The organism is Hymenobacter tenuis, from assembly GCF_054780495.1.
In genome coordinates this window covers 947,321-973,084 of sequence record NZ_BAAGWF010000001.1, presented here as the reverse complement: position 1 = coordinate 973,084, position 25,764 = coordinate 947,321, and the positions used below count along the sequence as shown (strand labels likewise).

The following is a 25,764-nucleotide window of genomic DNA, read 5'->3' as shown; positions in this document are numbered from 1 at the left end:
TAGTAAAATCTACTAGGCTCATTCTGGCCGCAAACTGCTAGGCTTGTACTATCTTTGTTTCTAGTACTTTATCGGGCGTGATGGGTAGGCTGCGGATGCGCTTGCCGGTGGCATGGAACACGGCATTGGCCACGGCCGCCGCCACACCTACCATAGATATTTCTCCGATGCCCTTCACGCCCATGGCGTTGATGTAGGGGTCGTGCTCCTCCACAAACTCCACCGTCATGTCCGGAATATCAGCGTTGACTGGGATATGGTAGTCGGCGAGGCTGGCGTTGGTGTAGCGTGAGAAATTCTGGTCGCGGTGGGTGCTTTCCATCAGGGCCGAGCCGATGCCGAAGATGCTGCCCCCAATGATTTGGGAGCGGGCGGTTTTGGCGTTCAGAATGCGGCCGGCTCCGTGCACACTAACCCAGCGCGTTACGCGCACCGTGCCCAAATCAGGGTCGACTTTCACCTCGCAGAAATGCGCACCGAACGAATGCATGGAGTGGCCCGCCATGTCATCCTGATGGCCCGAATCAGCGGGGCCAGCCGCCAGGCCCGACTCGTAGCCGGCGCCGTACTTTCCGTTGCCGGTGCCCTCTATGTCGGCGGTTTCGTTGCGCTTCATGAGCGCCATGAAGTCCTCGCCCTTGCTTTTGTTTGCTTTCAGCACCATGCGGCCATTTTCCACGACTACATCAGCTGCCTTCGCCCGGTACAGCGGCGATTTTTTATCTTGGGTCGCCAGCTTAATCAGCTTCTGCCATACCTCCTGCGCCGCCATATAGATGGACGACGACACCGTGCCCGCCGCCACCGAGCCACCCGAGTTGGGGGCGGTTGGCAGCTTGGTATCCCCCAGTTCGAATCGCACTTTGTCGGGGGCTATAAACAAGGCATCGGCAGCTACCTGCGTCATGACGGTGTAGGTGCCGGTGCCCAGGTCGGTGGCGCCGGTTTGCACCAGGGCGTGGCCATCGGCATAGAGGCGGACGCGGGCCGTGCCCTGGTTGTTGTGTACGGGGTAGCTGGCCGTGGCCATGCCCCAGCCCACCAGCAGGCGGCCGTCGCGGGTGGCGCCAGCTTTGGGGTTACGCTTGCTCCAGCCAAATAGCTCGGCACCGCGGGCGTAGCATTGCTTCAGGCTTTTACTGCTCCAGGGCTTGCCCGTGCTGTGGTCTTTCTCGGCGTAGTTGCGCAGCCTGATTTCCAAGGGGTCAATACCCAGCTGATACGCCAGATCATCCAGGGAGCACTCTATAGCGAACGAACCGGGCGCCTCACCAGGGGCACGCGTAAAGGTAGAGGTCATCACGTTGGCCCGGGCCAGCTGATATGTCGCCTCGAAGTTGGGGCAGGCATACAGCAGGTTGATAATGCGACTGTTGGGCTCGGCGTAGTTGTCCCAGGGCGAGGTAGTGGAGGTTTTCTCGTGAATGAGGGCTAGTAATTTGCCTTCCTTGGTGGCTCCTACCTTCAGCGTCTGGGTCTGGTCTTCGCGGTGGCCCATGCTGGTAAACATTTGTGGGCGGCTCAGGGAAAGTTTTACTGGCCGACCTACCGCTTTAGCCGCCTGCACCGTCAGGATGGTATGGGGCCAGCAGGAGCCTTTGCAGCCAAAACCGCCGCCGAGGTATTTCGTTACCACGCGCACCTGTTCCGTGGGCAAGCCCAGCATGGTACTCAGCGCTTTCTGGGTGCGGGTTACACCCTGCGTCGACTCGTATACGGTCAAGCGGTCGGGGGCTTCCCAGTGCGCGGTGGTAGCGCCGGGCTCCATGGGGTTGTGGTGGTTAATGGCATGCACGTAGGTGTGCGTGAGCTGCACCGGAGCCGCCGCAAACGCCTCTTTAGGGTTGCCACGCACGGTATGGCCGGGCGTTTTGCCATCCTGCACTTTCTGGGGGTCGAAGAGCTCGGCACGCGGGTCTTCATAGGAAGCCAGCGGCTTTTCGGCTACTATATTTACCCGCAACAGGGCGGCCGCATATTGAGCGCGCTCCAGCGTATCGGCCACTACCACTACTACCGCCTGCCCGGCATAATGAATTTGGTCAGAAGTGAGGGGTAGGAAACCCATGGGGGCACCAATGGCTTTTTTGCCATCAGGGTCGTTGGGAGTTTTGGCCAGCTTGGGCAGGTTTTGGTGGGTAAGAATGGCTAATACCCCCGGCTGTTTTAGGGCGGCGCTGGCGTCGATGCTCTGGATGCGTCCCTTGGCCACGTCGCTGGTTTTGAGCACCGCATGCACTAGCCCCGGCAGGCCGTTGAACTCCGCCGAATACTTGGCTTGGCCCATCACCTTGGCCCGGCCATCTACCCGGTCCATGGGCTGGCCCACCGAGCCGGCTTTGGGGTTCGTTTCAAAAAAGGTTGGTTCTGCGGTATCCATAGGGTAGTAGAGCTAAATTCTAGCTGCCTGGTAGGCAGTCAACAAAGGGCAAAGCGCCGGGCAAACAACTGTCTGGAGTGCACCAGATTGATAGGCTGCTACCCGGCTACTTTCATCAGGGCCTGCACCAGCGTGTTCTGAGCCAGCTCTACCTTGAAGCGGTTGTGCTCCCGGGGTTGGGCACCTTGCAGGGCTGCCGCCGCCGCGGCCCGGAATGTGGCTTCGGTAGCGGGGGCGCCGGTTAGCACTTTCTCGGCTTCGCGGGAGCGCCAGGGTTGAGTTCCTACCCCGCCCAAGGCCACGCGGGCCGAGCGGATAGTGCCACCTTGCACATCGAGGCCCACCGCGGCTGAGGCCAGGGCGTAGGCGTAGCTGGCTCGCTCGCGCACTTTCAGGTAGGTAGAGCGCCGGGCGTGGACAGTGTTGGGAATGGTGACGGCTACAATCAGCTCGCCGGGCTCCAGTACTGTTTCCCGCTGAGGCGTGGTGCCGGGCAGCAAGTAAAATTCCGTAACGGGTACGCGGCGCTGCTTGCCTTTCTGGTTTTCCAGGGTGAGCACCGCATCCAGCGCGGCCAAGGCTACTGATAAGTCGCCGGGGTAGCTAGTGGCAATGCAGGCTTCGGAGGTGCCTAGTATAGCCAGGTTATGGTTGTCGCCTTGTAAGGCGGGGCAGCCCGAGCCCGGTACGCGCTTATTGCACGGAAACGCGGGGTCGCGGAAGTAGCCGCAGCGGGTGCGCTGCAGAATGTTGCCCCCAATGCTGGCCATGTTGCGCAACTGCGGCGAGGCCGCCAGCAGCAACGATTCCGACACGGCCGGGTACTGCTCCTTCACCAGTGGATGCTCTCCCACGTCGCTCATGCGCTCCATGGCCCCAATGCGCAGTCCGTCCTTGGTCTGCTCAATGCCTTTGAAGGGCAGCAGGTTAATATCGATGAGCTGTGGGTGCTCCTCCAGGTGGGCCTTCATCAGATCCAGGAGGGTAGTACCACCGGCAATGTAAGCGGCCTGTGGCGTGTCTTTGCGGAGGCCGGTGGCTTCCTTTGCCGAATTGGCCTGGGTGTAGCTGAAGTTGTTCATCTAAACTTTTCCTCCTTTTTGCTGCACCTCGCGCACGGCGGCTACAATGTTGGGATAAGCCCCGCAGCGGCACAGGTTGCCGCTCATATACTCCCGAATTTCAGCATCGGTACCGGCCTTGCCTTCGCGCACACACGCAATGCCGCTCATAATCTGGCCCGGCGTGCAGTACCCGCACTGGAAGCCGTCGTGCTTAATAAAGGCTTCCTGCATGGGGTGCAGCTGCTCGCCCTGGGCCAGCCCCTCGATGGTGGTTATTTCCTTGCCCTGGTTCATCACGGCCAGGGTCAGGCAGCTATTCACGCGCCGGCCATCTACGTGCACGGTGCAGGCGCCGCACTGGCCATGGTCACAGCCTTTTTTGGTGCCGGTCAGGTCCAGGTATTCGCGCAGGGCATCGAGCAGGCTTACGCGGGGTTCGGCCTGGATGGTGCGCACGGTGCCATTTACCTTCAGCTGCATGGCCGACACCCCTTCTACCGTCTTGGAGAAAGCGCCCAGGCGCTCGGCCTGACTCACGAAAGGTGGAGCCAACGCCAAGCCCAGGATGCCGCCGGCCTGCTTCATAAACGAGCGGCGCGTGCCGTCCTCGGGACGCGGCTCCAGCGGCTGCTCGCCGTCCGGAGTATCAGTAGGAAATGTTGCCATTGTATATCGAAATGAAAAAACCTGCCCCGGCGCGTACCAACCACACCCTGAAAAACTCGCACAACCCTAAGTGGTTGCCTGGTGCAGTCTATAAAATTTGGGGTTCGGCGCCAGCCAGCGCCCGTGATATGTACTACGGCGGGCGGCAGTCTATTGTTCAGCTGCCGGTGGGCAGTACCCCCTGCCCTACCTACGCCGCCACCGGGCCGGCCTATGTGCATCTTCCTAGGTCAATAAAAACCCCAAACCCAACACTGCCACCGTGTTGGGTTTGGGGTTCTACCTAGGCTAGTAGGGCTAAAGGTTTGCAGCTGTTCCTGGGCTAGCACGCCTGATGGTTATCGACCGAAATCCAGACACAATACCCTCATTTATAGCATATTATGGCGCTTAACAGGTGTCGCATCAAGCCAAGGGACACATGCTGATGTTGCCAAAGAAACCGTCATGCTGAACGGAGTTGAAGCATCTCTACCGCTTCGTTGAGCCGTTACTACATCAGTTGATTAGCCAGCGGTAGAGATGCTTCGACCAGCTCAGCATGACGTTCTGCAGGGTAGGACGTTCTGGTTTGTATGACCTTCTAGTTCGTAGGCTATGTCTAACGTGACAATTTGGTTCGAATGACATCGTGGTTTGAAGAGCGTGCTGCTGAGCAGTGAGTTCTTTTAAACACAGAAGCAGTTACTGCACTAAGCCCACAAAAACGCGTCATGCTGAGTTAAGCTCTAGCGACGCTACCGCATGACTTCTCAAAAGAGGTAGCCTATGGTAGAGTTGCGTGAACTCAACTCAGCATGACGAATGAGTAACCAACGCCGAAGGCCTGCAAACTGCCTGCATAGCCCTGGGGTGGCTTACTTACCTAGCAGAACCTAGCGGGTGGTACCCGTGGTGCTGCCGGAAGTGGTGGTGCCGCTGGTGGTGCTACCCGAAGTAGTACCGCTGGTGGTACCCGTGGTAGTGCCGGTAGTGGTACCTGTGGTGGTGCCGGTAGTGGACCCCATGGTAGTGCTACCCGAGGTGCTGGTACCCATTGTGGTGCTACCCGAGGTAGTGCCACTGGTGGTAGTGCCCGTAGTAGAGCCGCTGGTGGTACCATACGTGGTGGAGCCGCTAGTAGTGCCCGAAGTAGTAGAGCCGCTAGTAGTGCTCATATCGGTGCCGCTAGTGGTACCCGAGCCCGAAGGAGTGGTGCTGGTAGAAGAGCACGATGAGAGGGCAGCGCCAGCGCTGAACAGCACAGCCAGTACCCGAACAGACCAGGTTGCTTTTTGAATCAGTTTCATAAAGTTGATAGTGAAGGGTGAAGAGTACATAACAAGCAGTAACCTTACCGCTGGCAGGACTTAGCCATACGCAGATATGGGGTGAGCGGTTGGCCTTTTTCGAGAAATACTAGACTGATGCTTAGCCAGTTCTGATTTTCACTAGCCTAGTGTCCTGCTTAAACCGCCTCTACTTGCTTCCCCTCTGCTCGGCACCACACCCTAGCCCGAGCCCCCCGTAAGCCCCGCCAGACGCATTTTAGCCGCCTTTGTTTACCAGATTGTTGCCACGGCCTAGTATCCTCCCAACCCGATTTATACTTCTTCTCACTGTTTGTGTGAAATACCCCAAATTTGAAGCCCACTGGCACCCGACCGGCTGCGCGAAGCGGGCCAATAATGGCCTGTTTCTAAAAGACCTCTACAACCTACTCGGCGTACCGCGCCCCAACCCTACTATCGACTCACCCGACCATAGCGGAAGCTGAACCGCATCGAGTTGGGCCTTGCCAGTAAGAAGTGCCACAAGGGCCACGCCGTGCGGGGCTCCGCCAAATTAATCGAAAGGAGGACACACGCCCGCTAGCAAGTCCTCGGCTACGCGCGCTCTGCCCGCCGCGCTGCCCACATCATGCGAGAGCTGGCTTTCGCATTAACGGGGCCCAACCGTTTGCTTTTTTGCATCTTGCCGTTGGGCAGTCCGGATAAACAAGCCAGCTCTCACGCCACGTTTCATCATGTCATCAGCCCCTACCCCTGTTACCCCCGCTTCTAGCTTGCTGGAAGCCGAAAACCACTTGTTGCGGGAGGAAATCAGGCAGCTCAAAGAGCAGGTTCTGCTGGCCTCTGCTTTTGATCAAAGTCAGGAACGCTTCCGCACGGTGTTCGAAAACTCACCGCTGGGCCAAAAAATTATTGACCCCGATCTGACCATTTGCCAAGCCAACCAGGCGCTGGCCGACATGTTGGGGTTTAGCACGGCCGAAGACCTAGTGGGGCGGCGCATTCTGGAGTTCGCGCACCCCGACCACCTAGCTGACTGGACTAAACTACAGGAAAGCCTCTGGGCCCACCGCAAGAGTAGCTTTCAGCTGGAAACGTGCCTGAAGCGCCAAGATGGCACCTCATTCTGGTGCCGCGTAACGTCCGTCCTTTTCCCCGACGATGGCGGCGAGCTGGGCTACACTACCCTAGAGGATATAGCGGAGCGCAAAAAGCTGGAAATTTCCCACAAGCGCCTCTACGACGCCCAGGAAACTATTCTGCACCTAGCCGCCCACGATCTGCAAAACCCCATCAACAACCTGCAAATGCTGGTGGAGCTGCTGCGGTTGGAGCCCGCTATTAAGGCTATTCCCGCCCCGGAGCTAGTGAGTGTTGAGGAGCTGTATACCCTAATGGAGCGCGCGTGCCAGGAGGCCAGCGTCATCCTGAAAGATGTGCTTTATTTGGGCCAGCTGGAAGCCAGCCACTTAGAAATGCACCGCACCGACCTGGGGGCCTTCCTGGATGATCGGCTGGTTGTTTACCGCAAGGCAGCGCAGGAAAAAAACATCAACCTATTGCTGGATCTGCCCCAAAATGCTATTCACGCCAACATCCATGCCGACAGGTTTGGCCGCATTCTCGATAACCTGCTCACCAACGCGTTTAAGTTCACGCCCGCCGGCGGCCAGATTTATGTGCGGCTGCAAAAGCACGAGGGCAATGTGCGCCTGATGGTGCAGGACACGGGCCTGGGCATTCCGGAGGAGCTGCAGCCCCACGTGTTCGATAAGTTTACGGCAGCTTCCCGGCCCGGCCTCTACGGCGACACCACCACCGGCCTGGGCCTGTTCATCACGAAGCAGATTGTGGAAATGCACGAAGGGAAAATCTGGCTGGAAAGCAAAGAGCAAGAAGGCACCACGTTCTTTATCGACCTGACCTAGCCCGCTACGCACACCCGTGTGCTACTACACTGTAGCTTAAGAGCCCAGCCACAGTCTTGCTTGATCTGGCCCCGTCAGGAGAAAAGTGCATCAGCGGTACGGCAGGCGAATGGTGAACTCCGTGAACTCGCCTTCTCTCGATTTTACCCCTAGCGTGCCGCCGTGGCTTTGCACCACAATATCAAAGCACAGCGAAAGGCCTAGGCCGGTGCCTTCGCCGGGCGGCTTGGTAGTAAAAAAGGGCTGAAACACCTTCGAGCGGATTTTCTCGGGCATGCCGGTTCCGTTGTCGAGCACCCGGATTTCCACGTCCTGGCCGTTGGTGCGGCGAGTGCTTATCGTTACGGCGGGCTCATAGCGCGTGCCGACAGGAGTTTGCTGCTGGCGCTGGTACACAGCATAAAACGCGTTGGCACACAGGTTTAGCAGCACCCGAACCATATCGGAGCGGATAACCGGCACCAAGCATAGCTGCGCATCGAAGTCGCGGGTGATGGTGGCCTGAAACGCGGGGTTGCTGACGCAGAAACTCTGGTACGCCAGGGTCAGGGCTTCATCGGCCAGGGCGTTCAGATCAGTAGGCTCGCGCTGGCCAGGTCCGGAGCGGGAGTGCTCCAGCATATCCCGGATTATGGACGACGCCCGTTGCCCGTGCAGACTGATTTTCTGCAGATTCACCTTCAGCCCGGCCAGAAACTCCTGATCTACGCCGTTGGTGCGGGCCAGGTCGCGCTCCGGGCCCGTCATTTCCTCCACCAGCTCAGTACTGACATCGGCAAAGTTTTTGACGAAGTTGAGCGGGTTTTGCAGCTCGTGGGCAATACCGGCCGTGAGCTCGCCCAGGAAGGCCATTTTCTCGCGCTGCATCAGTTGGTTTTGGGTTGCTTTCAGCTCGGCCAGGGCTTCGCGCAGCCGGTCGCGCTGGGCACCAATCTGGGCGTTGCGGCGGTTGAGCTGAAGGTTAGTGTACTGTTTCAGGCGGTTGTTACGCCACAGCAGCCAGAGGGCTGGCAAGGCCCCAGCCAGCGCCGTAATCAGCCACAGCTGTCGGCGCTCGGCGGCGGCCTGCTCTTCCCGGTCGGTTTGCTCCTGCTGGCGCAGCCGCTCACTTACATCGAGGGCCTGCACCTGCGCCATTTTACTGAGGCTAAACAGGTTGTCGCGGGTGGCACTGGCTAGCATCAGGTAGCGGAATGCCAGGGCACTATCCTGGCGGGCTGCCCAGGCCGCGGCCAGAAACTGGCTGGCTTCGAGCACGCCTTTGGGGTAGTGGCCCTGCTGGCCGGCCAACAGGGCCTGCTTTCCGTTGTAAATGGCCGAGTCGGCGTACTGGCTGCCGGCCTGCTCAAATAGCCGGGCCCGCCCCAGGTACGCCCGGCACAAGGCAAACGTAATGCGCTGGGGCCGCGCCCGCCGGATGCTGCGCCGGTAGTAGTACTGGGCCAGCCGGGGGTTGCCGAGCTTGGCGTACACGTTGCCCATCATGGCCGCGTCGCCTACCTCACTAATCAGGTCTTTATTAATCAAATCAAGGGCATAGCCTTGCTTTAAGTACAGTAAGGCTGAATCGAGACGGTTGAGCTGGTAGTATACGTTGCCCATGTTGCCCAGCACCCGTGTGAGCAGCTTCTGGTTGCTGATGGTTTCGGCCACGGCCTTGGCTTTAAACAGATACACCAAGGCTGGCCGGCTGTTCTGCTGCTCCCAATACAGGTAGCCCAGTGCGTTGTAGGCCCGCCCAATTAGCTCGGGGTCGCCTAGGTCCTCGGCGCGGTGCAACCCCTGCAGGCCTACTTGTAGCGCGGCCGGGTAGTTGCCGGCCTCCCGAAACCCGGCCCCCATCCGGATGAGGGCCCACGTGGTGCCTTTCGGAAAGTTGATTTGCTGGGCCAGCTGCAGGGCCTGCTTGCCATAGGCAATGGTAGCCAGCGGATTGCTCTGGGTGTGCTCGTATGCCAGCTGCGACAACAACAGGGCGCGGGTGGTATCGGGGTGCGTTTGGGTCAGCAGGTGCTTCAGGCTGTCGATGTGGGCCCCGACCTGGGCAGTGGCGCGCGTATTGAGTACCGGGCTCAGCCACCACAATATGAGCACACACACCGTTTTCATGGCAGAAAACTGAAAGTACATCCGGCTGAGAAAGAGCCTCTCACTGGGTAGCTTCACCTGCCCGGCTTTGCTGGGGCACTGCGCCGCATAAGAACCCGATTCTCCTGCTCCGGACAGCAAGTGTATCTTTCCTCAGGCCCAACCCCAGCCAACCGAGCACATGCCCGCATGCATCAACTATATCGGCAATGCTATACTCTAATATAGTAAATTTAAACGGCAATTGCTCAGGTTGCCAGCGGCCCAGGAGCTAGTAAAATCACGCCGTTTGAACAGGCCCTCCAGCACGTTCGTGCCGGCTTAGCGGTTTACTAGGCCTAGGGAAACAGCAGAGTCCGCTGCCGCCTGTAGCTGGCGCTACTTGGGCCGCGTGAGCAGCCTAGTCAAGGCCGGAAGCAGCATGGGCGCAAGCAGCAGGCTGGTAAGGCCGGCAGAAATGAGGACAATAGAGAGCAAGTAGATATTGTGGAGCTCTATTCCACGCCCCACCACCGACCTCACCCCGATAACCACTAGGCTCAGAAGCAGCACCAACCCCCAGAATAGCCGGAGGCTGGTTTTGGGCGGAGCCAGCTTGGTAGTGGGTAGGCGCCAGATATACACCACCATAGCGGCCGCGCCTACTACAGAAGTTAGCTTTTGCAGCAGCGAATACAACCTCGTGCGGAACGGGCCTTCCAGCACGTGGGCCTTCAGCAATGGAAACAGCTGCACCCCGCGCCCTTCCACATGCGTGAAGCTGTCCCAGGCCAGATGCGACACAATACCGATTAGCAGAGAAACCAAGAACGTAAAGTAGTTTTTGCGCAGGTAGCCCAGCCAGTCTAGCCCCATAAACCCGGCAAACCGCTCCCGCAGAAACTGGGGCAAATGTAGAATCAGGGCATCGCGCAGGAGCAGATGAAACGCCAGGGCCAGCAGAATACCTAGGGGTAGGTTAAAGTAAAAAATACTGCGCCACGTATGACTGTAGGGGTCATGGGCACTCATGCGCAGAAATTTCTCGAAGTCCGGAGCCATGCTCCCGATAATCAGGCCCGTTGCGGAGCGCCAGTGTTTGGGCAGGGCCATAAGCGGTAATACAGCCGCCGGATGCGAAAACGTAAAGGGCATAATAAGTATAGTCGAGCCCTGTTAACGGCAAACACCAGAATATGGTGTTCGTACCGCTGCCTGTCGGCTACTCATCAGGATACTAGGCTGAGTTGCCAGAGAAACTGGCGTACTGAAAAAGAACTATCCTGCTGAGCAGGTGGCGCATAAAGCCCGGGGCCGAAGCACCTGGTCTGGCTGCCATAGAAATGCTATACCCCGTCATGCTGAGCGGAGCCGAAGCATCTCTACCGCTGGGTAATTCCTGTCGTGATGACGAAGCGGTAGGGATGCTTCGGCTCAACTCAGCATGACAGTTACTTTGGCAGAATCATCACGCGCGACGCTTCGACTGGCTCAGCATGACTGCTGTTTTTCGGCAGGACGGGCTTTTACCTGAAATGAGGTTACAACACCCCCAGCCTACTAGGGTGCCGGGCAAGCAAAAGCCCGCTGGCGAGGACACCAGCGGGCTTTTAGTTTTGTGCAGAGAGGATGGGATTCGAACCCACGATGAGCTTTAGACCCATACACACTTTCCAGGCGTGCTCCTTCAACCACTCGGACACCTCTCTAGGATGCGGGGAAGTGGCGCAAAATAACACCCTATTTTCGGGATACGCAAGCCCCAAGCCAGCTTCGGCTCACATTAGCGTGATTTCGCCGCGCAAGTCCTGAGCTAGGAGGCGGCGCGTGGTGGCTTGGTCCTGCTGTAGGCCTAGCACAAACATGAGCTTGGTAATAGCGGCCTCCACCGTGATGTCGTCGCCGCCGATAATGCCCAACTCGGTGAGGTAAGCGCTGGTTTCGTAGCGGCCCTGCATCACGCGGCCTTCCTCGCACTGGCTTACATTCAGCAGAAACACGCCCCTATCAGCCGCGTCGCGCAGGCACTTGAGAAACCAGGGGGCGGTAGGCGCGTTGCCCGAGCCGTAGGTTTCGAGTACGCAGCCGCGTAGGCCATCGGCCTCCAGTTGCGCCCGCATCATCGGCTCCGAAATGCCCGGAAACAGGCGCATGATAGTGACCCGGTCATCGAGGCGCTGGTGAACATGCAACGGGGCCGCGGGCAGCATCCGAATCTGCTTGTCGTTGAATTCCAGCTCGATGCCAGCGCGGGCCAGCGGCGGGTAGTTTTCGCTGCGGAAGGCGTTGTACTGCTGGCTTTCCACCTTTTTGGCCCGGTTGCCCCGAATCAATTGCTCATTGAAAAACAGGCATACCTCAGGCACGCGCACGGTACCAGCCACAGGGTGGCGGGCGGCCGCCATTTCTAGCGCCGTAACCAGGTTGCGGCGCGCATCCGTCCGGATGCGGCCTACGGGCACCTGTGCTCCGGTAAACACCACCGTCTTGCCCAGGTTTTCGAGCAAGAAGCTGAGCGCCGCCGCTGAGTAGGCCATGGTATCGGTGCCGTGGAGCACCACGAAGCCGTCGTAGAGGGCGTAGTTTTCCTGAATCAACGCCGCCAGCCGCAGCCAGTCATCCACGGTTACGTTGCTGGAGTCGATGGGCTCGCCCAGGTTTACAACATGGACCTGCATTTTCAGCTGGCGCAGCTCAGGGATTTTGCGGCGTATCTGCTCAAAATCCATCGGCACCAACTCGCCGCGCTTATTGTAGGCCATGCCGGCCGTGCCGCCGGTATAAATGACCAGAATGGCCGACTCGGCCTTGGGAGGAAGGATTTCGGTAGCCAACAGGCAGGGAGGTTGGGTGGGAAGGGGTAGCGAAGGTATCGGTAATCTGGGAAAGGCAAACGCACTCAACCGTGGAGCAACACTTAGCCAGCCAAGGCACCCTAGGCTACCGTTTCGCCGAACAGGGCCAGGGTGTTGCGGGTAGTAGCTGCTGCCACTTCCTCTACTTCCTTGCCTAGTATTTCGGCCACGCGGCGGGCTACCAGCGGCAAATACGCAGGCTCATTGCGCTTGCCGCGGTGCGGGGCCGGCGCCAGATACGGGCAGTCGGTTTCCAGCAGCAAATGCTCCAGCTCGATGCCCGGCAGTACTTTATCAAGGCCACCGTTTTTGAAGGTTGCCACGCCCCCGATGCCTAGCTTAAAGCCTAGCCGGATGGCTTCGTCGGCTTCGTCGCGGGTGCCGGAAAAGCAGTGGAACACCCCGCGCAGCGTGCCGTCCTGCGCCTTGGTTATGATGTCGGCAGTTTCGCGGAAGGCGTCGCGGGTGTGCAGCACCAGGGGCAGGTTGAACTTGCGGGCCAACTCTACCTGAATCCGGAGGGCTTCCTGCTGCTCCGGTAGGTGCGTTTTGTCCCAGTACAAGTCAATGCCGCACTCCCCTACTGCCGCAAAAGGCCGACGGTTCAGCCAGGTTTCTACCTCGTACAGTTCCTTCTCGAAATGACGGGTAACGTGGCAGGGATGCAGGCCCATCTGGGCAAAGCAATGGCTCGGGAACTTGGCTTCCACCTCCAGCATAGCATCAATGCTGGTGTGGTCGATGTTGGGCATGAAGATGGTGCGGACCCCGGCCTCGAAAGCACGGCGCAGCATGTCGTCCTGGTCGGGTTTGAATTGCTCGGAGTAAACGTGAGCGTGCGAATCAGAGAGTTGCATACCGCGAAGGTACGCCTAGGGTGCGGAAGTAGGGAAACCGGTGAAAACAAAAGGCCCCTGCCGCGGCGCTTTTGCCATGGCAGGGGCCTTTTGTAAGAGAAAAGGTGCTTACAGCTTCAAGTCGCCGGTTTGGCGAATATCGCGGGAGGAACTACCTACCAGCACCTTGAACTGGCCAGGCTCCAGCACCCACTGCTTTTTGCCTTCATCGTAGAAGCGGAAGGCATCGGCTCCGAGGTTCAGGGTTACAGTTTTCGACTCGCCCGGCTTCAGGAATACTTTCTCGAAAGCTTTCAGCTCTTTTTCCGGGCGCTTCACGCTGGCTTGCTCATCCTGCACATACAGCTGCACTACCTCAGCGCCGGCTACTTTGCCGGAGTTGCGCACCGTGAGGGTAACGGTGGCGCTTTGGGTGCCGGGTTTTACCGTCAGCTTGCCGTAGTCGAAGGAGGTGTAGCTCAGGCCGTGGCCGAAGGCAAATTGCGGGGCCACCTTATACGTATCGAAGTAGCGGTAGCCCACGAAAACGTCTTCTTTGTAGGTCTGTTTCAGAGGGTCGCCAGGAGTGCTAGGGTATTCGCCTAGCTTGTGGGCGGGCGAGTCTTCGAGCTTCACGGGCCAGGTCATCGGCAGCTTGCCGGAGGGGTTCACATCGCCGAACAGCACGTGCGCCAGGGCGTTGCCGCCTTCCATGCCGGGGTACCAGGCCTCCACAATGCCCTTGGCCTGCCCTGCCCATTCCGACACATCGAGCATGCCGCCATTCATTAGCACCACTACGGTATTGGGGTTGGCAGCTAGCACGGCCTTAATCAGCTCATCCTGCCCGAACGGCAGCTTCATGTCTGGCTTATCGTAGCCCTCGGCATCGTAGGCATTGTCTGACCATACTTTGTAGTCGTAGCCGTGAGTGGCACCGCCCACAATAATAGCTACCTCGGCGGCTTTTGCAGCAGCTACGGCTTCGGCAATCAGTTTGGGGTCGGCTTTCTGGTCGCGGGCAATGGTGTAGCCTTGGGCGTAGGTGACCTTGACCTGGGTACCTAGGGCCTTCTGCATTCCCTTCAGCGGAGTTATTTCATACTTAGCCTTCACTTGCGAGCTGCCGCCGCCCATAGAGTTTTCGCGGGTAGCGTTGGCCCCAATTACCGCGTAGGTTTTGGCCGTTTTCTTGAGGGGCAGCAGGCCACCTTCGTTCTTAAGCAACACTATCCCCTCTTCGGCCACCTTCAGGGCCGTGGCTTGGTGCTCGGGGGTGTTGTAAGCGCCGGCCTTGCGCTTGGCGCCGTCCAGCATGTTAGTGCGGTACATTACGCGCAGAATGCGGCGCACTTTATCATCCAGCAGTGGCTCCAGCGACTTGTCTTTTTTCACCGCATCCAGCGCCGCCGTACCGAAGAAGAATTTGTCGTAAAGCGCGGGGGTAAGCTTGGGCATTCCGGCGCTGGCCGTCTGGTCGACGCTGTTATACATCAAGGACAGGTCGGTACCCATTTCTAGGTCGGTGCCGTTGCGCAAGCCTTCCATGGTGTTGTGCACCGAGCCCCAGTCGCTAATTACCAAGCCTTTAAAACCCCACTCCCCTTTCAGGACGTCGTTCATCAGGTAGGCGTTGTGGGTAGCGTACTGGCCCCGGAATTTGTTGTAGGAGCCCATGAGTGTATTCACGCCGCCTTCCTGCACGGCGGCCTGAAAGCCCGGCAGGTAAATCTCGCGCAGGGCCCGCTCGCTCATGTTTACATCAACGTCGTTGCGGTGCTCTTCCTGGTTGTTGGCCGCGTAGTGCTTTACGCAGGCCGATACGCCTTGGTCCTGCACGCCCCGAATGTAGCCTACCACCATCTTCGATACCAGATACGGGTCTTCGCTCAGGTATTCGAAGTTGCGGCCGTTCAGGGGCGTGCGGATGATGTTAATGCCAGGACCCAGAATAATGTCTTTGCCCCGGAAGTTGGCCTCACTGCCCAGCACCGAACCAAAGGCATAGCCTAGGGCTGGGTTCCAGGTAGAAGCTAGGGTATTGCCGGTGGGCAGGTAGGTGCCCGAGTCGTTCACGCCTTCGTCCAGAGTCCAGTCGCGGCCGTGTTCAGGGCGCACCCCGTGCGGGCCGTCGGAAGTGGTTATTTCCGGGATGCCCAGCCGTTTCACTCCGCCCGAGGTGAAAGAGGAGTTGGCGTGGATCATGGCAATCTTTTCTTCCAGCGTGAGCTTTTTCAGCAACTGGTCGATTTTGGCTTCGTTCTTCAGCAGCTCTTGCTGCCGGTTGGTGCCCGTGGCCGACCTAGTGGTTTGGGGGCGAGCAGGCGCGGGTTTGGTTTGGGCCGAGGCCAGCTGGGTGCTGGCACAGAATAACGCCGCCAGCAAAAGGGCGCGGCTAGAGGGTGGGAACAAGAGCATACAGCGTAGCAGAATGGGCGGGGAGATAGTAAAGCAAGGGGCAACAACCGATTGTGCATCGGGGCGGACAGCGGAGCTTGTTGCGGCAACAGAGGGCTAGCAAACAGCCGCTGGCTAAGCCAAAGATATTCTCTGGAGAGAGGAAAACACACCTAAAAAACGCCTGCTAATGCTGCTACAGGGCGTTTTTTATTTTCCCAATACACTTACTACACACGCAGCAACGGGCATCAACCGCCCCTGAACGGCATTTGGCAACTCTACGAAATCAGATAAAAAACAACCAGTTTTTATCGGTATTGCCTACCCTTCCAGGAAAACGCAACCGGCAGGAGCCGGAAGATTACCAGGCCTACGGTAAGGGCTACGGTGTACCCTTCAAACAGGGGTAGCAACTCCAACGGGGGCCGACGTCCTACCCTTCGGAAGCACACCCATGCTAGGCCCCCTTGCAGGAGCATCTTCACCAACCAAATGCGCAGAACTGCGCCAAGCCCTCCCACGAAGGCCAATATGAACAGCGCCAGATAAAAAGAGCCGTACAACGCCAGACACACTTTCAGCCACGTAGGTAGTGCCTCCACGCCGCGTAACCACCGCCGCCGCTGGTGCAGCAAACCGCTCCACGTGTACATCGGCAACGACTCAGCCAGAATTTCGGGGCGGAACAGGTTGCGGGAAGTGAAGTCCTTTCGCAGTACAGCCTTGAACAGCTCAAAATCTTCGGTGACGGAAAAGGGCAGCTGCTCATAGCCGCCCGTTGCCTCATAGGCAGCGCGGGTTACCAGCATGTTGTTGCCCATAGCCGTAACGGGCCGCCCCAGGTCGGTTACCACCTGCACCAAGCCTAGCGACATCAGCCAATCGAGACCTTGTAACCGGTGAAACAGGCGCGGCCCCGTCACCAGCGTCAGGCCCGTCACAATGCCCACGCCGGGTTGGGCGTGTGCTAGTAGCCCCTGCAGCCAAGTGGGGGGCACGGCAATATCGGCGTCGGTGATGAAGAAGTACTCAGTAGTAGCAGCACGAGCCAGGTGGGCCAGCACGTTGGCTTTGCCGTGGGCCGTACCCAGCGTATCGTGAATAGGCACCACCTGAAACGAGCCAGCGTACCCGTGCATGGCAGCGTGCGCCACGGCCGCGGTAGCATCCACGGAGCCGTCGTCGCCGAGCAGCACTTCCACTAGGTTCGGGGGGTAGTCGAGAGCCCGGATGGATTGGAGGCAGCGCGTGATGGCCTGGGCTTCGTTGCGGGCAGCAATCAGAATACTAACGCGGGGCAACGGCTCGGGCAGCGGCTCCGGCTGGCTTCCCTCCCGCTGGTAAAACAGCACCGTTGAGGCCGTCAGCAACAGAAACCACGCCGTGAAGTAAAGAATCAGCAACAGCATACCGCACAAATAAATACCAGAGAGGCTATTGGCTGCAAGTACGCACTTTCCGCCAGGTTAGAGGCTAGCAAACTGGTACCCACGCGCCGCAAAGTGCGCCAGATACCGCGGCAGCACGTAGCGCAGGTTGGGGCTGGCCTTTAGGCTGTCATGAAATACCACAATGGAGCCTGGCCGTGAGTGCGCAATGGCTGCTGCTAGGCACGCTTCGGGCGCAAAGTCCCGGTCGTAGTCGCAGGTAAGTACGTCCCACATGACCACTTGATGCGTAGCCTGCAACGCCCGGGAAAGCGGAATGGTAATGCGGCCATATGGGGGCCGAAGCAGGGGCCGCGACTCGGGCTGCAACTGCTGCAACAGTTGCTGGCATTCGGCTACATCTTGCAGGTAGTGGCGGCGCGAGTGGCTCCAGCCGTTGATGTGGTGGTAGGTGTGGTTAGCCAAGCGGTGCCCCTGCGCTAGTACTTCTTGGGCCACCTCCGGGTATCGGCGAAGGTTGTCGCCCACACAGAAAAAAGTGCCCTTAGCGTGGTAGTGGGCCAGCGTTTCCAGCACGAAGGGCGTTTCCTCCGGAATAGGTCCGTCGTCGAAGGTGAGGTAGAGCGTCGGCGGATCGGTAGCAGGCATCTGCCAGAGGCATTCAGGCAGCAGGCGTTGTACCAAAGCCGGCATTCGGAACAGATGCATGCGGTGTTAATTGCGAGTGAAAAGGTACAGGTTGGCAGTTGCTTGCGGCTTCTGGACAGTGGCAGTTACCGGGTTTGTGTGCCCACAGCACCTAGTCACGTGGCGGCGGTTTTCTGCATCAACCCCGACTGCAAGCTACGGCTTAGCGCACACATGCTTCAATTTCCTGCCATAGGCGCTGGGCACTTTCGGCCCACGAAAACCGCTTCACGTTGTGCAAACCCCGCATCATCAGCTCACTGCGGTAGCTTTCTGAGGCATACACGTGCGCCAGGCCTTCGGCAATAGATTCTACGGAAAGCGGATCTACGAGCCGAGCGGCATTGCCGGCCACCTCGGGCATGGAGCTGCAGTTGGAGGTAATAACTGGTGAAGCGCACGCTTGGGCTTCAATGATAGGAATCCCGAATCCTTCGAAGTAAGGAACATAGCACGTGGCCAGGGCTGCCGCATACAAGTCGGCCAGCTCGTTTTCCGTCACGCGACCAGTTAGGTGCACATCCTGGCGGTACTGCATGTGCTGGTACACATCGAAAATGGGGCCCGCTTTCCAGGCGGTGCGGCCTACTACCAGCAGCTTGCAGTTAGTGCCGCTCTGCTGCTTAAACGCATCGAAGGCCCGCAGCAGGTTCACTAGGTTCTTGCGCGGCTGCAAGGCTCCCACAAACAGAAAGTAGGGTTTGCCGGCGCTGTACCGGTCGCGGGTTTCCTGCTGGGCCTCGGCTGGTTGGGGCCGAAAATGCGCGTCGGCGGCGTTGTACACCACGCTCACTTTGGAGGCCGGCACGCCATACGTATGCACAATATCCTGCTTGGTGGCCTCTGAAACCGCAATTATACGCCGTGACGCGCGGGCAAAGCGCGGCGTGAAGTACTTATAATACCGCAGCGTGAGGCGGTCGATATCCTGCGGGAAATGCTCAAAAGCCAGATCATGCAGCACCGTTACGCGAGGAACGCGGGTGCGCAGGGTAGTGTAGCCGTCGGTACTGAGGAATACATCGGGCCGCTGCCGACGCAACCAGCGCGCCACGGCCCCTTCAAACCACGCCAGCCACAGTAACGGATGGCGCGCAGGCGGGGAAAGCACATGCGGCACCACGTTCGGCCCGAACACGTACCGCTCATCAAACGCCCGATCAAACAGAAAATGAAACGTGTGCTCCGGATGCTGCCGCACTAGGTGGCTGAGCGTCTCGAACGTGAAACGCCCAATCCCCTCGAGCTTGTCGCCGGGCAGCAGAAAGCGCACGTTTACCGCAATGTTCAAGGGAGTAGCTATTCGAAGAAGCAAAAAAATCCGGGGCAAACTCAGCGAGCTGGCAACAGCAGTTGCAGCTGCTTCAGCTCTACTGTATCTGAGTTACTGTAAACTATACTGCATAAGCAGAGCCGCGACTATAAGTTACTAGGCCTCAATTGCTTTCCAACCCGCGCGGCAACTATTGCTTGATGAATACGAAATTATCAGAGTCGTAGCCATGCTCCTCCAGAAACGCGTTCAGATTGGGGCATGGCACGGGCTGGCCGGCAGCATTCAGGGAAAAGGAACTATAGCCTAGCTCCCGTAGCAGCGCCGCAGCCTTTTGATGCTCCGTGTTATGGCGCTTGGGCTCCAGGTACTCTATCACCACGTAAGGGCGCAGGCGGCGCAGGCTTTCTTTGGCACCCGCAATTACCTTGAGCTCCGCCCCTTCCACGTCAATTTTAATAACAGCCGGCTGATAATCGAGAGCCGATAGGGTGTCATCCAGCCGCTTAGCAGGAACATCAATACGAGTGGGTTTAAACTCCTGATACCACTTCTCGTCGGCAAACTGCGACACATCCATGGAGTTGAACTCATTATAGAGCACCGGAAACTCATAAAAGGATATGGTTTCCTGCTTGTCAGAAACGGCCTGGTTTACCGCCTTAATGTTGGCTTGGCTCTTGACATTTTCGGTCAGCACCGCGTAGGTACTCCGCGACGCCTCATAGGCCAGCACCTTGCCCGTGGGGCCTACTAACTTCGAGGCCAGCAGCGAAAAATACCCGAAGTGCCCGCCCACATCTAGGAAGGCGTCGCCGGGCTGCAGGGTTTGGATCAGGAAACGGGCTAGGCGGATTTCGGAGCTGTGCGATTTGCCACCGGTCAGATAAATATCGGTTCCAGCGGGTAGCACCACCTGCATGGGCACCCCAAAAAACGTATTCACCTGCTTTACTAGGCCTTTTTTGGAGCGGGCGTACACCAGCCGCCGAAACCCGATGGCGTACAGATATTTCCCGGGAGCATGCAGTAAGCGGTGCCATTTGGTGGCCTGGGCCAGGGCTTCTACTTTATCAAGCTGCTTCAGGAGATACTTCATGCACTAATAATAGATTCAGCAAAACAGTCTCAGGAGCCAAAAAGGCAACCGAGCGGGCAAATATCGGAGATTACGCTTCCGTTCGGCGATTGAGCAGCTGTTTAAGTTCAGCTACCCGGACTACCCCCAGCCCAAACACAAGGCCAACAAACAGAACGCCAGCTATTACCGATTCCAACAACCACGGAAGTTGCCAGAGCTGCTGCATGCCATACCAACCCGCGCACAAGAGCCCAAATACAGCTCCCAGCCGCGCCAGCAGGGCCCACGGCACGGGCACGCCGGCCCGGTGCTGCACCAGCCACAGATATACCCCCGACACCAGCACGGCGCAGAACAGTGTATTCCAGGCCGCGGCAATGGCTCCGAAACGAGGCAGGAAAATGATATTCAGGCCGATATTGAGCGTTACGCTTACCGCTACTAGCCAGCTGACGCTGTTCACCAGCCTAGTACTATTGAGCAGCGAGGCATACAGCGCAAAAAAGGAATGCACCAGCACATTGATAAACAGCACTTTCAAACACCAGGTCATGCGGGCTAGCTCGGCCGCAGAGCTGTGCGTGAATTGCCAGAACAGTACTTCTCCCCGAAACAACACGAAGGCGCAGAGCAGCAGCATGGGCGCCGTTACCACGCGCTGGCCAAACCATAGCAAGTTGCGCTGCTCCTGGCGGTTGTGCACAGCCCCCGAAAACTTGGCAAAGAACAGGGGCAGCACCGTCCAGATGTACATCATCACGGCATCGACCCAACGGTAGGCACCGGCATAGTAGCCGGCTTCGGTAGGGGAAGCTAAGCGCTCCAGCATCACCATATCAACCCGCTCATTGATACCATACAGCAAGGTGATGACGGCGAAAGGAGCCGTTTCGCGCAGAATGGTGCGGGCCTGCGCCCACTGCCAGCGGTAGCGCACCCGCCCAAACAGGCGCGTCATCAGGCCGTACAGTACTACCGTACTGAACACGGCCGCTACTATCCGCACGCTCACGTAGCGCTCCAGCGTCAGGCCAATCGGGAGCAATACCAGCACCAGGCCCAGCAGCAGAAACTTTTCAAATACAGACAGTACCGCATCGGTGTTGAAATGTTGATGGGCCTGCAGGGTGCCCCGCAGAAACTGCCCGTACTGCACCAGCAACAGGCTACACCCAATGGCCCCTAGCAACGCCAGCTCGTACCCCCTGTACCCTATAATCCAGCCCACGACCAGCATAGCGCCCAGCGCCACCACGGTTAGGGCGCCACGCAGGGGTAGTATGGTGGGGAAGTATTCCGTAAGAAACGAGGGCTCTGCGGCCACCCGCTTCACACTGTAGTGCGTCAGGCCCAGGTCGGAAACCGTGGTGAGCACCATGGTGAGGGCTGAAAGAGCCGTGAAAAGCCCGAACGCCGCGTGGCCCAGGCGGTCTTGCACCACGTTTTCAAGCACCACCCAGCCGGGCTTCACCAGCAGGTTTAGCAGCACCACCAGACTAATATTTCCAAAAAATCGTTTGATGCCGTGCGTGCTTTACTTGTGTTTCTGCCTTGCCTGAGCCCGGTTCAGCCAGCAGCTGGGGGTAGGCGACGGGCAAAACTACATAAAAACCAGCCGGGCCGGATAACGGGTTTTGGCGCGGCTGAGGGCATTTTTCCAATATCTTTGCGCTCCACGGCCTCAGCACCTTTCCATTCCGAGGCCCGTGGTTATCCTACCGTATGTCTGAGCGTTCCTATTCATTGTTAGGCCTGTGGCCTATTATTAACCGTTGGAAAAACCTGGTACTGGCCGCGCTGGTGCTGGCCTTCGTTATCAGTTTGGGGGTGGCATTGCTGCTGCCTAATATTTACAAATCCACGGCTATTTTCTTTCCTACCAACCCACAAAACTCTGACCCCGACCGCATTGTGGAAGGCGGCAAGCTGGAGCTCGGCGGCCGCACCGAAGACCTGGACCGCGTCATCACCGTAGGCGAATCGCAGCCGGTGGCGGAGCTGATGCTGAAGCGCTTCAACCTGTATGAGCACTATAAAGTAGGCAGCCCCGGCGATGACAAGGCCGAAAGCGAAGCGCTCCGGCTGTTCGCGGATAATCTGAGCATTGTGCGCAATGAGCGCGACGTGATTGAGTTGACGTTCGAGGATGAAGACAAAGTGCTGGCCGCGCGCATTACCAATGCTATGGTGGCCGTCATCGACTCCATCAACCAGCAGCTGACCCTGGAAAACCGCCGCAACGTGCTGGGGCTGTACAAGCAGCGCTATGAGTTTCTGAACAAAGAATACGAGCACTCTCGGCGGCAGGTAGTGCGCGCCCGTCGGCAGTACGGCATTTTCGGGCCCGAGCAACAGTCGCGCTACCTTGCCCGCGAGATTATTCAACTGGAGAAAAACCTGGGCTATACCACTGAAACCCGAGGCCTACGGCGCGCCCTGCAGGGCATCAAGCAAGATGAGCTGGAGCACACCACCAATGCCGAAAGCTACCTGTCGCGCGAAATTATTGAAACGGAAAGCGCGCTGCAGCAAGCCAACAGAAACGATGGACCCAAAACCGCCAGCCTTAAGCGCGCCCTCCGGGCCCTTACCCGCGCTGACGGCGGCAGTGCCATCAACATGGAAAACTACATCAACGGCATCGACTCGCTGAGCTTATTAACGGCCCGAGTTACCGATTTGCAGGACCGCCTCGTGAAAGCCCAAGGCGAGTACGAAACGGCGGAGCTGTCAATTAAAGCCCGGATTTCGTCCTTGTATGTCGTGCAGAAAGCCTACCCCGCTACCAAGAAAAGCAAGCCCGTACGTTGGCTGATTGTGGTAGGCTCGGTATTCCTCACGCTGGCTTTCTCTATTGTACTGATTACGCTGCTGGAGCTATATCGGCGCAGCCAGCGCCCATCGGCACCTGCGCTGTGAGTGAGCTGCTGAACCGGCTTCGTCCCGCCGACCCCATCCAGCGCTTGTTTGTGGGGCTCATGCTCCTGCTGATCCTGGGTGGGGCAACCGCAGTTTTGCTGCAAACGCCGCTGGCATTACTCCCCGTTGGCATTGGCCTGGGCTTGCTGGTTGTATTCACTGACTGGACGCTGTTCTACTACCTGCTGTTCCTGACGCTGGCGTTTGCCCGCGAAATTCAGTTGCCCGGCGGCCTGAGCATGGATATGCCCTCGGAGCCGCTAATGCTGGTGCTAACCGGCTGCGTGGCCGCCACCTTGCTCATGCGCCGCGTGCAGCTCTCGGCGCGGGAGGTGCTCCACCCCATCATTGTGATGGTGTGCCTGTTGCTGTTTTGGTCGTTTATCTCCACGTTCTTTTCCGTTGATACCACCAAATCAGTAAAGTACCTGTTGGCCAAGGTGTGGTACCTAGTGCCGTTTATCCTGGGTACGTTGCTGCTGGTTCAGGACCCGAAGGAGGCCTGGAAAGTGGCGGGCCTGTACACTGGGGCCACTTGCTTTACCGTGCTGGTAGTAATTGTGCGGCACGCCGCCGATGGCTTTGCCTTCGATGCCATTAACCCGGCGGTAAGTTTGTTTTACCGCAACCACGTGACGTATGCCACGGTGCTGGCTATGCTACTGCCCTTTGCCTGGTATGGTGCCCGCGACTCAAAGGGCCTACCCCGGCTGGGCTGGCGTATTGCTACTGGCCTGATGCTATTTGGGTTACTCACGGCGTATACGCGCGCCTCGTTGCTGGCCGTGCCGGTGGCCGGTATCTATTATCTGGTTGTGCGGTTGCGCCAAACCCGGTTGCTGCTCATCGGGAGCCTAGCGGCCGTGCTGGCCGGAGCCGGGTACTTTCTCAGTGCCAACAACTACATGCTGTACGCGCCTGATTTCGAGAAAACCGTGTTCAATGGCGACAATTTCGGCAAGCACTTAGAAGCTACCTACAAGCTTCAGGATATGTCGGGGATGGAGCGGGTGTACCGCTGGGTAGCAGCCGCACGCATGGTAGCCGATAAGCCGATGACAGGCAGCGGACCCAACACGTTTTACCCCGAGTATAAGCGCTACACCGTCCGCAGCTTCCGGACCTACGTCAGCGACAACCCCGAGAAATCGACAACGCACAATTACTTTCTGCTCCTGATGGCTGAGCAGGGGTTTCCGGGCGTTATTCTGTTTATTGGCTTACTGACTACGGCCCTGCTTACCATTCAGCAGCTGTACGTCCGAACGGTGCGTGGCACCGCCCTGCGCAATTTGCTACTAGCCTGCAGTCTGAGCTTTATCATCATCGTGTTTCACCTGCTGCTAAACGAGCTGGTTGAGGTAGACAAAATAGGCTCGTTTTTCTTCCTGAACCTGGCCATGTTTATCCGGATAGGCACCTGGATACGCCATGAGCAGACTACGCTGGTAACCTCCTAACACTGATAAGCGAGGCCTGAGCTGCACGTAATCACCCTGAGCCTTGTCGTGCAGACGTCAATCCCTAGGCCCTTATTACGCTTGAACTCCCCCGCATACCACGGCGCTTACGCTGTAGTACGCGGGGGAGTTCAAGCGTAATAAGGGCCTAGTAACTAACCCGGAGGCCAGCAACTTTACTAGGCCTGTGGCTTACTTAAACCGGCAGCTCAGAATGGTAATATCATCGGCGAAGCCGGAACCGCTCTGGTTGAAGGTGTTGATTTCGCGAAGCAGCTCTTTGTGCACGGTGGTGAGGGGGGCGTAGCGGTTGTGGTACATCACGCGCAGCACGCCTTCTTCGCCAAACTCATCATGGTTGCTATCAAACACTTCCGTGAGGCCATCGGTGTAGGTGAGCAGCGTCGTTCGGGGTTCCACTACCACCTCTCCTACCTGCAGCACGGGCAGTTCATCCATCACGCCCAACATAATGGAGCCAGACTTGAGCAGCTGTACGGGGCCGGAATCCGGAATCAGCAAGGGGTCGTTGTGGCCGGCATTTACGTATTGCAGCACGCGGGTGCGCTTATTGTAGAGGCCGAAGAACACAGTGATAAACTTGTCGCCGCCGGCGTTACGGAAAATTAGGTTATTAAGCTCCTGCACTACCGTGGCTAAATCAACTTTTTGGCGCAGCAGGGTACGCAGCCCGGCCTGGAAGTTTGACATGAGCAATGAAGCCGCTACGCCTTTCCCCGACACATCAGCCACGCAGAACAGAAACCGGTCCGCATCTAGGGGCACCACATCGTAGTAGTCGCCGCCTACGGCGCTGTGGGGCACGTAGCTGGCGTGCACGGCCACGGCGGCATCATTGGGCAAGGTGCGCGGAAACAGCATGGTTTGCACTTCCTGCGCAATTTCAATTTCCTTGCGCATGGCGGCGGCAGCTACCCGTTGCCGGGCTAAGCGCCGGTTTTCGATGGCCCCAATCAGGATGTTGCTAAGCGTTTGCAGAAACTTGGTGGCTTCCTCGCTGGCGTAGTCGTCGTGCACGTCGCCCACCATCACGTAAGCGAGGACGTTGCCGTTCTGCACTACCGGAATCACAATTTCCAAGTACTCCCACTCAGCGCCTAGGCCCGCGAAACTATCGAGCGGGCATGGCAGCTGGGTGCAGTTTTCGCGGATAACCTCGGGCAGTGCTACCTTCCGAAAATCGACTAACCCCGGCCCATATGAAACCATACACAGCCACTCACCTTCTTCCTTTACATACAGCACCAGCCGCCGAATATTGAGCTGGCCCAGCAGCGTAAACTGGAAGATCTTGTAGAGCGAAGCCTCCGTGGGGTCTTGGTTGATGGCCTGCGTAATCTCCAGTAGCGCACCCAGTTCCCGCTCTTTGAGAAACAAACGCTTTTCGGAAGTAATAGTATTCATACTCAGAAGTTCGGGAAGTAGAAATTAGGGGAAGAAGCAGGCCAGCAGCTACGTTATGCCGTTG

The 25,764-nt window shown here is 58.2% G+C and carries 19 protein-coding genes and 1 tRNA gene; 4 read left to right on the top strand and 16 right to left on the bottom strand.

Translation table 11 applies throughout. The annotated features are described in order from the left end of the window. Positions 1–37: 37 nt before the first annotated feature. The 4 genes from ACYVGU_RS04255 to ACYVGU_RS04240 all read right to left on the bottom strand — a co-directional run bounded on the left by ACYVGU_RS04255 (position 38) and on the right by ACYVGU_RS04240 (position 5,399). Positions 38–2,380, bottom strand: coding sequence for a xanthine dehydrogenase family protein molybdopterin-binding subunit (locus tag ACYVGU_RS04255; protein WP_460621046.1), 2,343 nt, complete (start codon positions 2,378–2,380; stop codon positions 38–40). A 98-nt stretch (positions 2,381–2,478) separates the two neighbouring features. Next, complete coding sequence (locus tag ACYVGU_RS04250) at positions 2,479–3,462, bottom strand: FAD binding domain-containing protein (protein ID WP_460621045.1); 984 nt, start codon at positions 3,460–3,462, stop codon at positions 2,479–2,481. Further along, a complete protein-coding gene (locus tag ACYVGU_RS04245; RefSeq protein WP_460612305.1) occupies positions 3,463–4,110 on the bottom strand; it encodes a (2Fe-2S)-binding protein in 648 nt (215 codons plus the stop codon). An 875-nt stretch (positions 4,111–4,985) separates the two neighbouring features. Next, the gene (locus ACYVGU_RS04240) at positions 4,986–5,399 is read right to left on the bottom strand and encodes a hypothetical protein (protein WP_460612306.1); all 414 of its coding nucleotides are present in this window, start codon (positions 5,397–5,399) and stop codon (positions 4,986–4,988) included. 317 nt (positions 5,400–5,716) lie between these two features. On the opposite strand from ACYVGU_RS04240, the gene ACYVGU_RS04235 reads away from it, so the two are divergent. Together ACYVGU_RS04235 and ACYVGU_RS04230 are read left to right on the top strand one after the other, a co-directional pair. Further along, the gene (locus ACYVGU_RS04235) at positions 5,717–5,866 is read left to right on the top strand and encodes a hypothetical protein (RefSeq protein ID WP_460621044.1); all 150 of its coding nucleotides are present in this window, start codon (positions 5,717–5,719) and stop codon (positions 5,864–5,866) included. A 249-nt stretch (positions 5,867–6,115) separates the two neighbouring features. After that, positions 6,116–7,309 carry a PAS domain-containing sensor histidine kinase gene (locus ACYVGU_RS04230; RefSeq protein ID WP_460621043.1) on the top strand — a complete coding sequence of 398 codons (1,194 nt, stop codon included), beginning with the start codon at positions 6,116–6,118 and terminating at the stop codon, positions 7,307–7,309. A gap of 90 nt (positions 7,310–7,399) precedes the next feature. On the opposite strand, the gene ACYVGU_RS04225 is transcribed toward ACYVGU_RS04230, so the two are convergent. The 11 genes from ACYVGU_RS04225 to ACYVGU_RS04175 form a co-directional block, all read right to left on the bottom strand. Beyond that, the gene (locus ACYVGU_RS04225) at positions 7,400–9,418 is read right to left on the bottom strand and encodes a tetratricopeptide repeat-containing sensor histidine kinase (RefSeq protein ID WP_460621042.1); all 2,019 of its coding nucleotides are present in this window, start codon (positions 9,416–9,418) and stop codon (positions 7,400–7,402) included. Positions 9,419–9,775: 357 nt separating this feature from the next. Beyond that, entirely contained in the window at positions 9,776–10,531 is a 756-nt protein-coding gene (locus ACYVGU_RS04220) for a DUF4184 family protein (protein WP_460621041.1), read from the bottom strand. A gap of 466 nt (positions 10,532–10,997) precedes the next feature. Beyond that, positions 10,998–11,085 (bottom strand) — tRNA-Ser (locus ACYVGU_RS04215). A gap of 69 nt (positions 11,086–11,154) precedes the next feature. Then, a complete protein-coding gene (locus ACYVGU_RS04210; RefSeq protein WP_460621040.1) occupies positions 11,155–12,210 on the bottom strand; it encodes an asparaginase in 1,056 nt (351 codons plus the stop codon). Between the two features lie 101 nt (positions 12,211–12,311). Next, a complete protein-coding gene (locus tag ACYVGU_RS04205) occupies positions 12,312–13,088 on the bottom strand; it encodes a TatD family hydrolase (protein ID WP_460621039.1) in 777 nt (258 codons plus the stop codon). Positions 13,089–13,196: 108 nt separating this feature from the next. After that, positions 13,197–15,485: a glycoside hydrolase family 3 C-terminal domain-containing protein gene (locus ACYVGU_RS04200; RefSeq protein ID WP_460621038.1), complete on the bottom strand. Its 2,289-nt coding sequence runs from the start codon at positions 15,483–15,485 to the stop codon at positions 13,197–13,199. 290 nt (positions 15,486–15,775) lie between these two features. Next, positions 15,776–16,876: a glycosyltransferase family protein gene (locus ACYVGU_RS04195; protein WP_460621037.1), complete on the bottom strand. Its 1,101-nt coding sequence runs from the start codon at positions 16,874–16,876 to the stop codon at positions 15,776–15,778. A gap of 57 nt (positions 16,877–16,933) precedes the next feature. Continuing rightward, positions 16,934–17,563 carry a polysaccharide deacetylase family protein gene (locus tag ACYVGU_RS04190; RefSeq protein ID WP_460621036.1) on the bottom strand — a complete coding sequence of 210 codons (630 nt, stop codon included), beginning with the start codon at positions 17,561–17,563 and terminating at the stop codon, positions 16,934–16,936. 142 nt (positions 17,564–17,705) lie between these two features. Then, positions 17,706–18,857: a glycosyltransferase family 4 protein gene (locus ACYVGU_RS04185; protein ID WP_460621035.1), complete on the bottom strand. Its 1,152-nt coding sequence runs from the start codon at positions 18,855–18,857 to the stop codon at positions 17,706–17,708. Positions 18,858–19,005: 148 nt separating this feature from the next. After that, on the bottom strand, positions 19,006–19,914 hold the full coding sequence (locus tag ACYVGU_RS04180; protein ID WP_460621034.1) for a class I SAM-dependent methyltransferase: 909 nt from the start codon (positions 19,912–19,914) through the stop codon (positions 19,006–19,008). 70 nt (positions 19,915–19,984) lie between these two features. Continuing rightward, positions 19,985–21,388 (bottom strand): MATE family efflux transporter, encoded by a 1,404-nt coding sequence (locus ACYVGU_RS04175; protein WP_460621033.1) that lies wholly within the window; start codon positions 21,386–21,388, stop codon positions 19,985–19,987. Between the two features lie 230 nt (positions 21,389–21,618). Between ACYVGU_RS04175 and ACYVGU_RS04170 the strand changes: the two genes are divergently transcribed. Together ACYVGU_RS04170 and ACYVGU_RS04165 are read left to right on the top strand one after the other, a co-directional pair. Further along, a complete protein-coding gene (locus ACYVGU_RS04170; RefSeq protein ID WP_460621032.1) occupies positions 21,619–22,815 on the top strand; it encodes a GumC domain-containing protein in 1,197 nt (398 codons plus the stop codon). Next, entirely contained in the window at positions 22,812–24,275 is a 1,464-nt protein-coding gene (locus tag ACYVGU_RS04165; RefSeq protein ID WP_460621031.1) for an O-antigen ligase family protein, read from the top strand. Before ACYVGU_RS04170 ends, ACYVGU_RS04165 begins: the two co-directional genes overlap by 4 nt. A gap of 192 nt (positions 24,276–24,467) precedes the next feature. On the opposite strand, the gene ACYVGU_RS04160 is transcribed toward ACYVGU_RS04165, so the two are convergent. Further along, on the bottom strand, positions 24,468–25,700 hold the full coding sequence (locus tag ACYVGU_RS04160; RefSeq protein ID WP_460621030.1) for a PP2C family protein-serine/threonine phosphatase: 1,233 nt from the start codon (positions 25,698–25,700) through the stop codon (positions 24,468–24,470). Positions 25,701–25,764: the final 64 nt, after the last annotated feature.

Excerpts from the sequence above, each read along its gene's own strand:
- ACYVGU_RS04245 (WP_460612305.1), bottom strand. The coding sequence starts at position 4,110 with ATGGCAACATTTCCTACTGATACTCCGGACGGCGAGCAGCCGCTGGAG.
- ACYVGU_RS04190 (WP_460621036.1), bottom strand. The coding sequence starts at position 17,563 with ATGCATCTGTTCCGAATGCCGGCTTTGGTACAACGCCTGCTGCCTGAA.
- ACYVGU_RS04250 (WP_460621045.1), bottom strand. The coding sequence starts at position 3,462 with ATGAACAACTTCAGCTACACCCAGGCCAATTCGGCAAAGGAAGCCACC.
- ACYVGU_RS04200 (WP_460621038.1), bottom strand. The coding sequence starts at position 15,485 with ATGCTCTTGTTCCCACCCTCTAGCCGCGCCCTTTTGCTGGCGGCGTTA.
- ACYVGU_RS04230 (WP_460621043.1), top strand. The coding sequence starts at position 6,116 with ATGTCATCAGCCCCTACCCCTGTTACCCCCGCTTCTAGCTTGCTGGAA.
- ACYVGU_RS04160 (WP_460621030.1), bottom strand. The coding sequence starts at position 25,700 with ATGAATACTATTACTTCCGAAAAGCGTTTGTTTCTCAAAGAGCGGGAA.
- ACYVGU_RS04220 (WP_460621041.1), bottom strand. The coding sequence starts at position 10,531 with ATGCCCTTTACGTTTTCGCATCCGGCGGCTGTATTACCGCTTATGGCC.
- ACYVGU_RS04180 (WP_460621034.1), bottom strand. The coding sequence starts at position 19,914 with ATGAAGTATCTCCTGAAGCAGCTTGATAAAGTAGAAGCCCTGGCCCAG.
- ACYVGU_RS04225 (WP_460621042.1), bottom strand. The coding sequence starts at position 9,418 with ATGAAAACGGTGTGTGTGCTCATATTGTGGTGGCTGAGCCCGGTACTC.
- ACYVGU_RS04255 (WP_460621046.1), bottom strand. The coding sequence starts at position 2,380 with ATGGATACCGCAGAACCAACCTTTTTTGAAACGAACCCCAAAGCCGGC.
- ACYVGU_RS04205 (WP_460621039.1), bottom strand. The coding sequence starts at position 13,088 with ATGCAACTCTCTGATTCGCACGCTCACGTTTACTCCGAGCAATTCAAA.
- ACYVGU_RS04195 (WP_460621037.1), bottom strand. The coding sequence starts at position 16,876 with ATGCTGTTGCTGATTCTTTACTTCACGGCGTGGTTTCTGTTGCTGACG.
- ACYVGU_RS04170 (WP_460621032.1), top strand. The coding sequence starts at position 21,619 with ATGTCTGAGCGTTCCTATTCATTGTTAGGCCTGTGGCCTATTATTAAC.
- ACYVGU_RS04240 (WP_460612306.1), bottom strand. The coding sequence starts at position 5,399 with ATGAAACTGATTCAAAAAGCAACCTGGTCTGTTCGGGTACTGGCTGTG.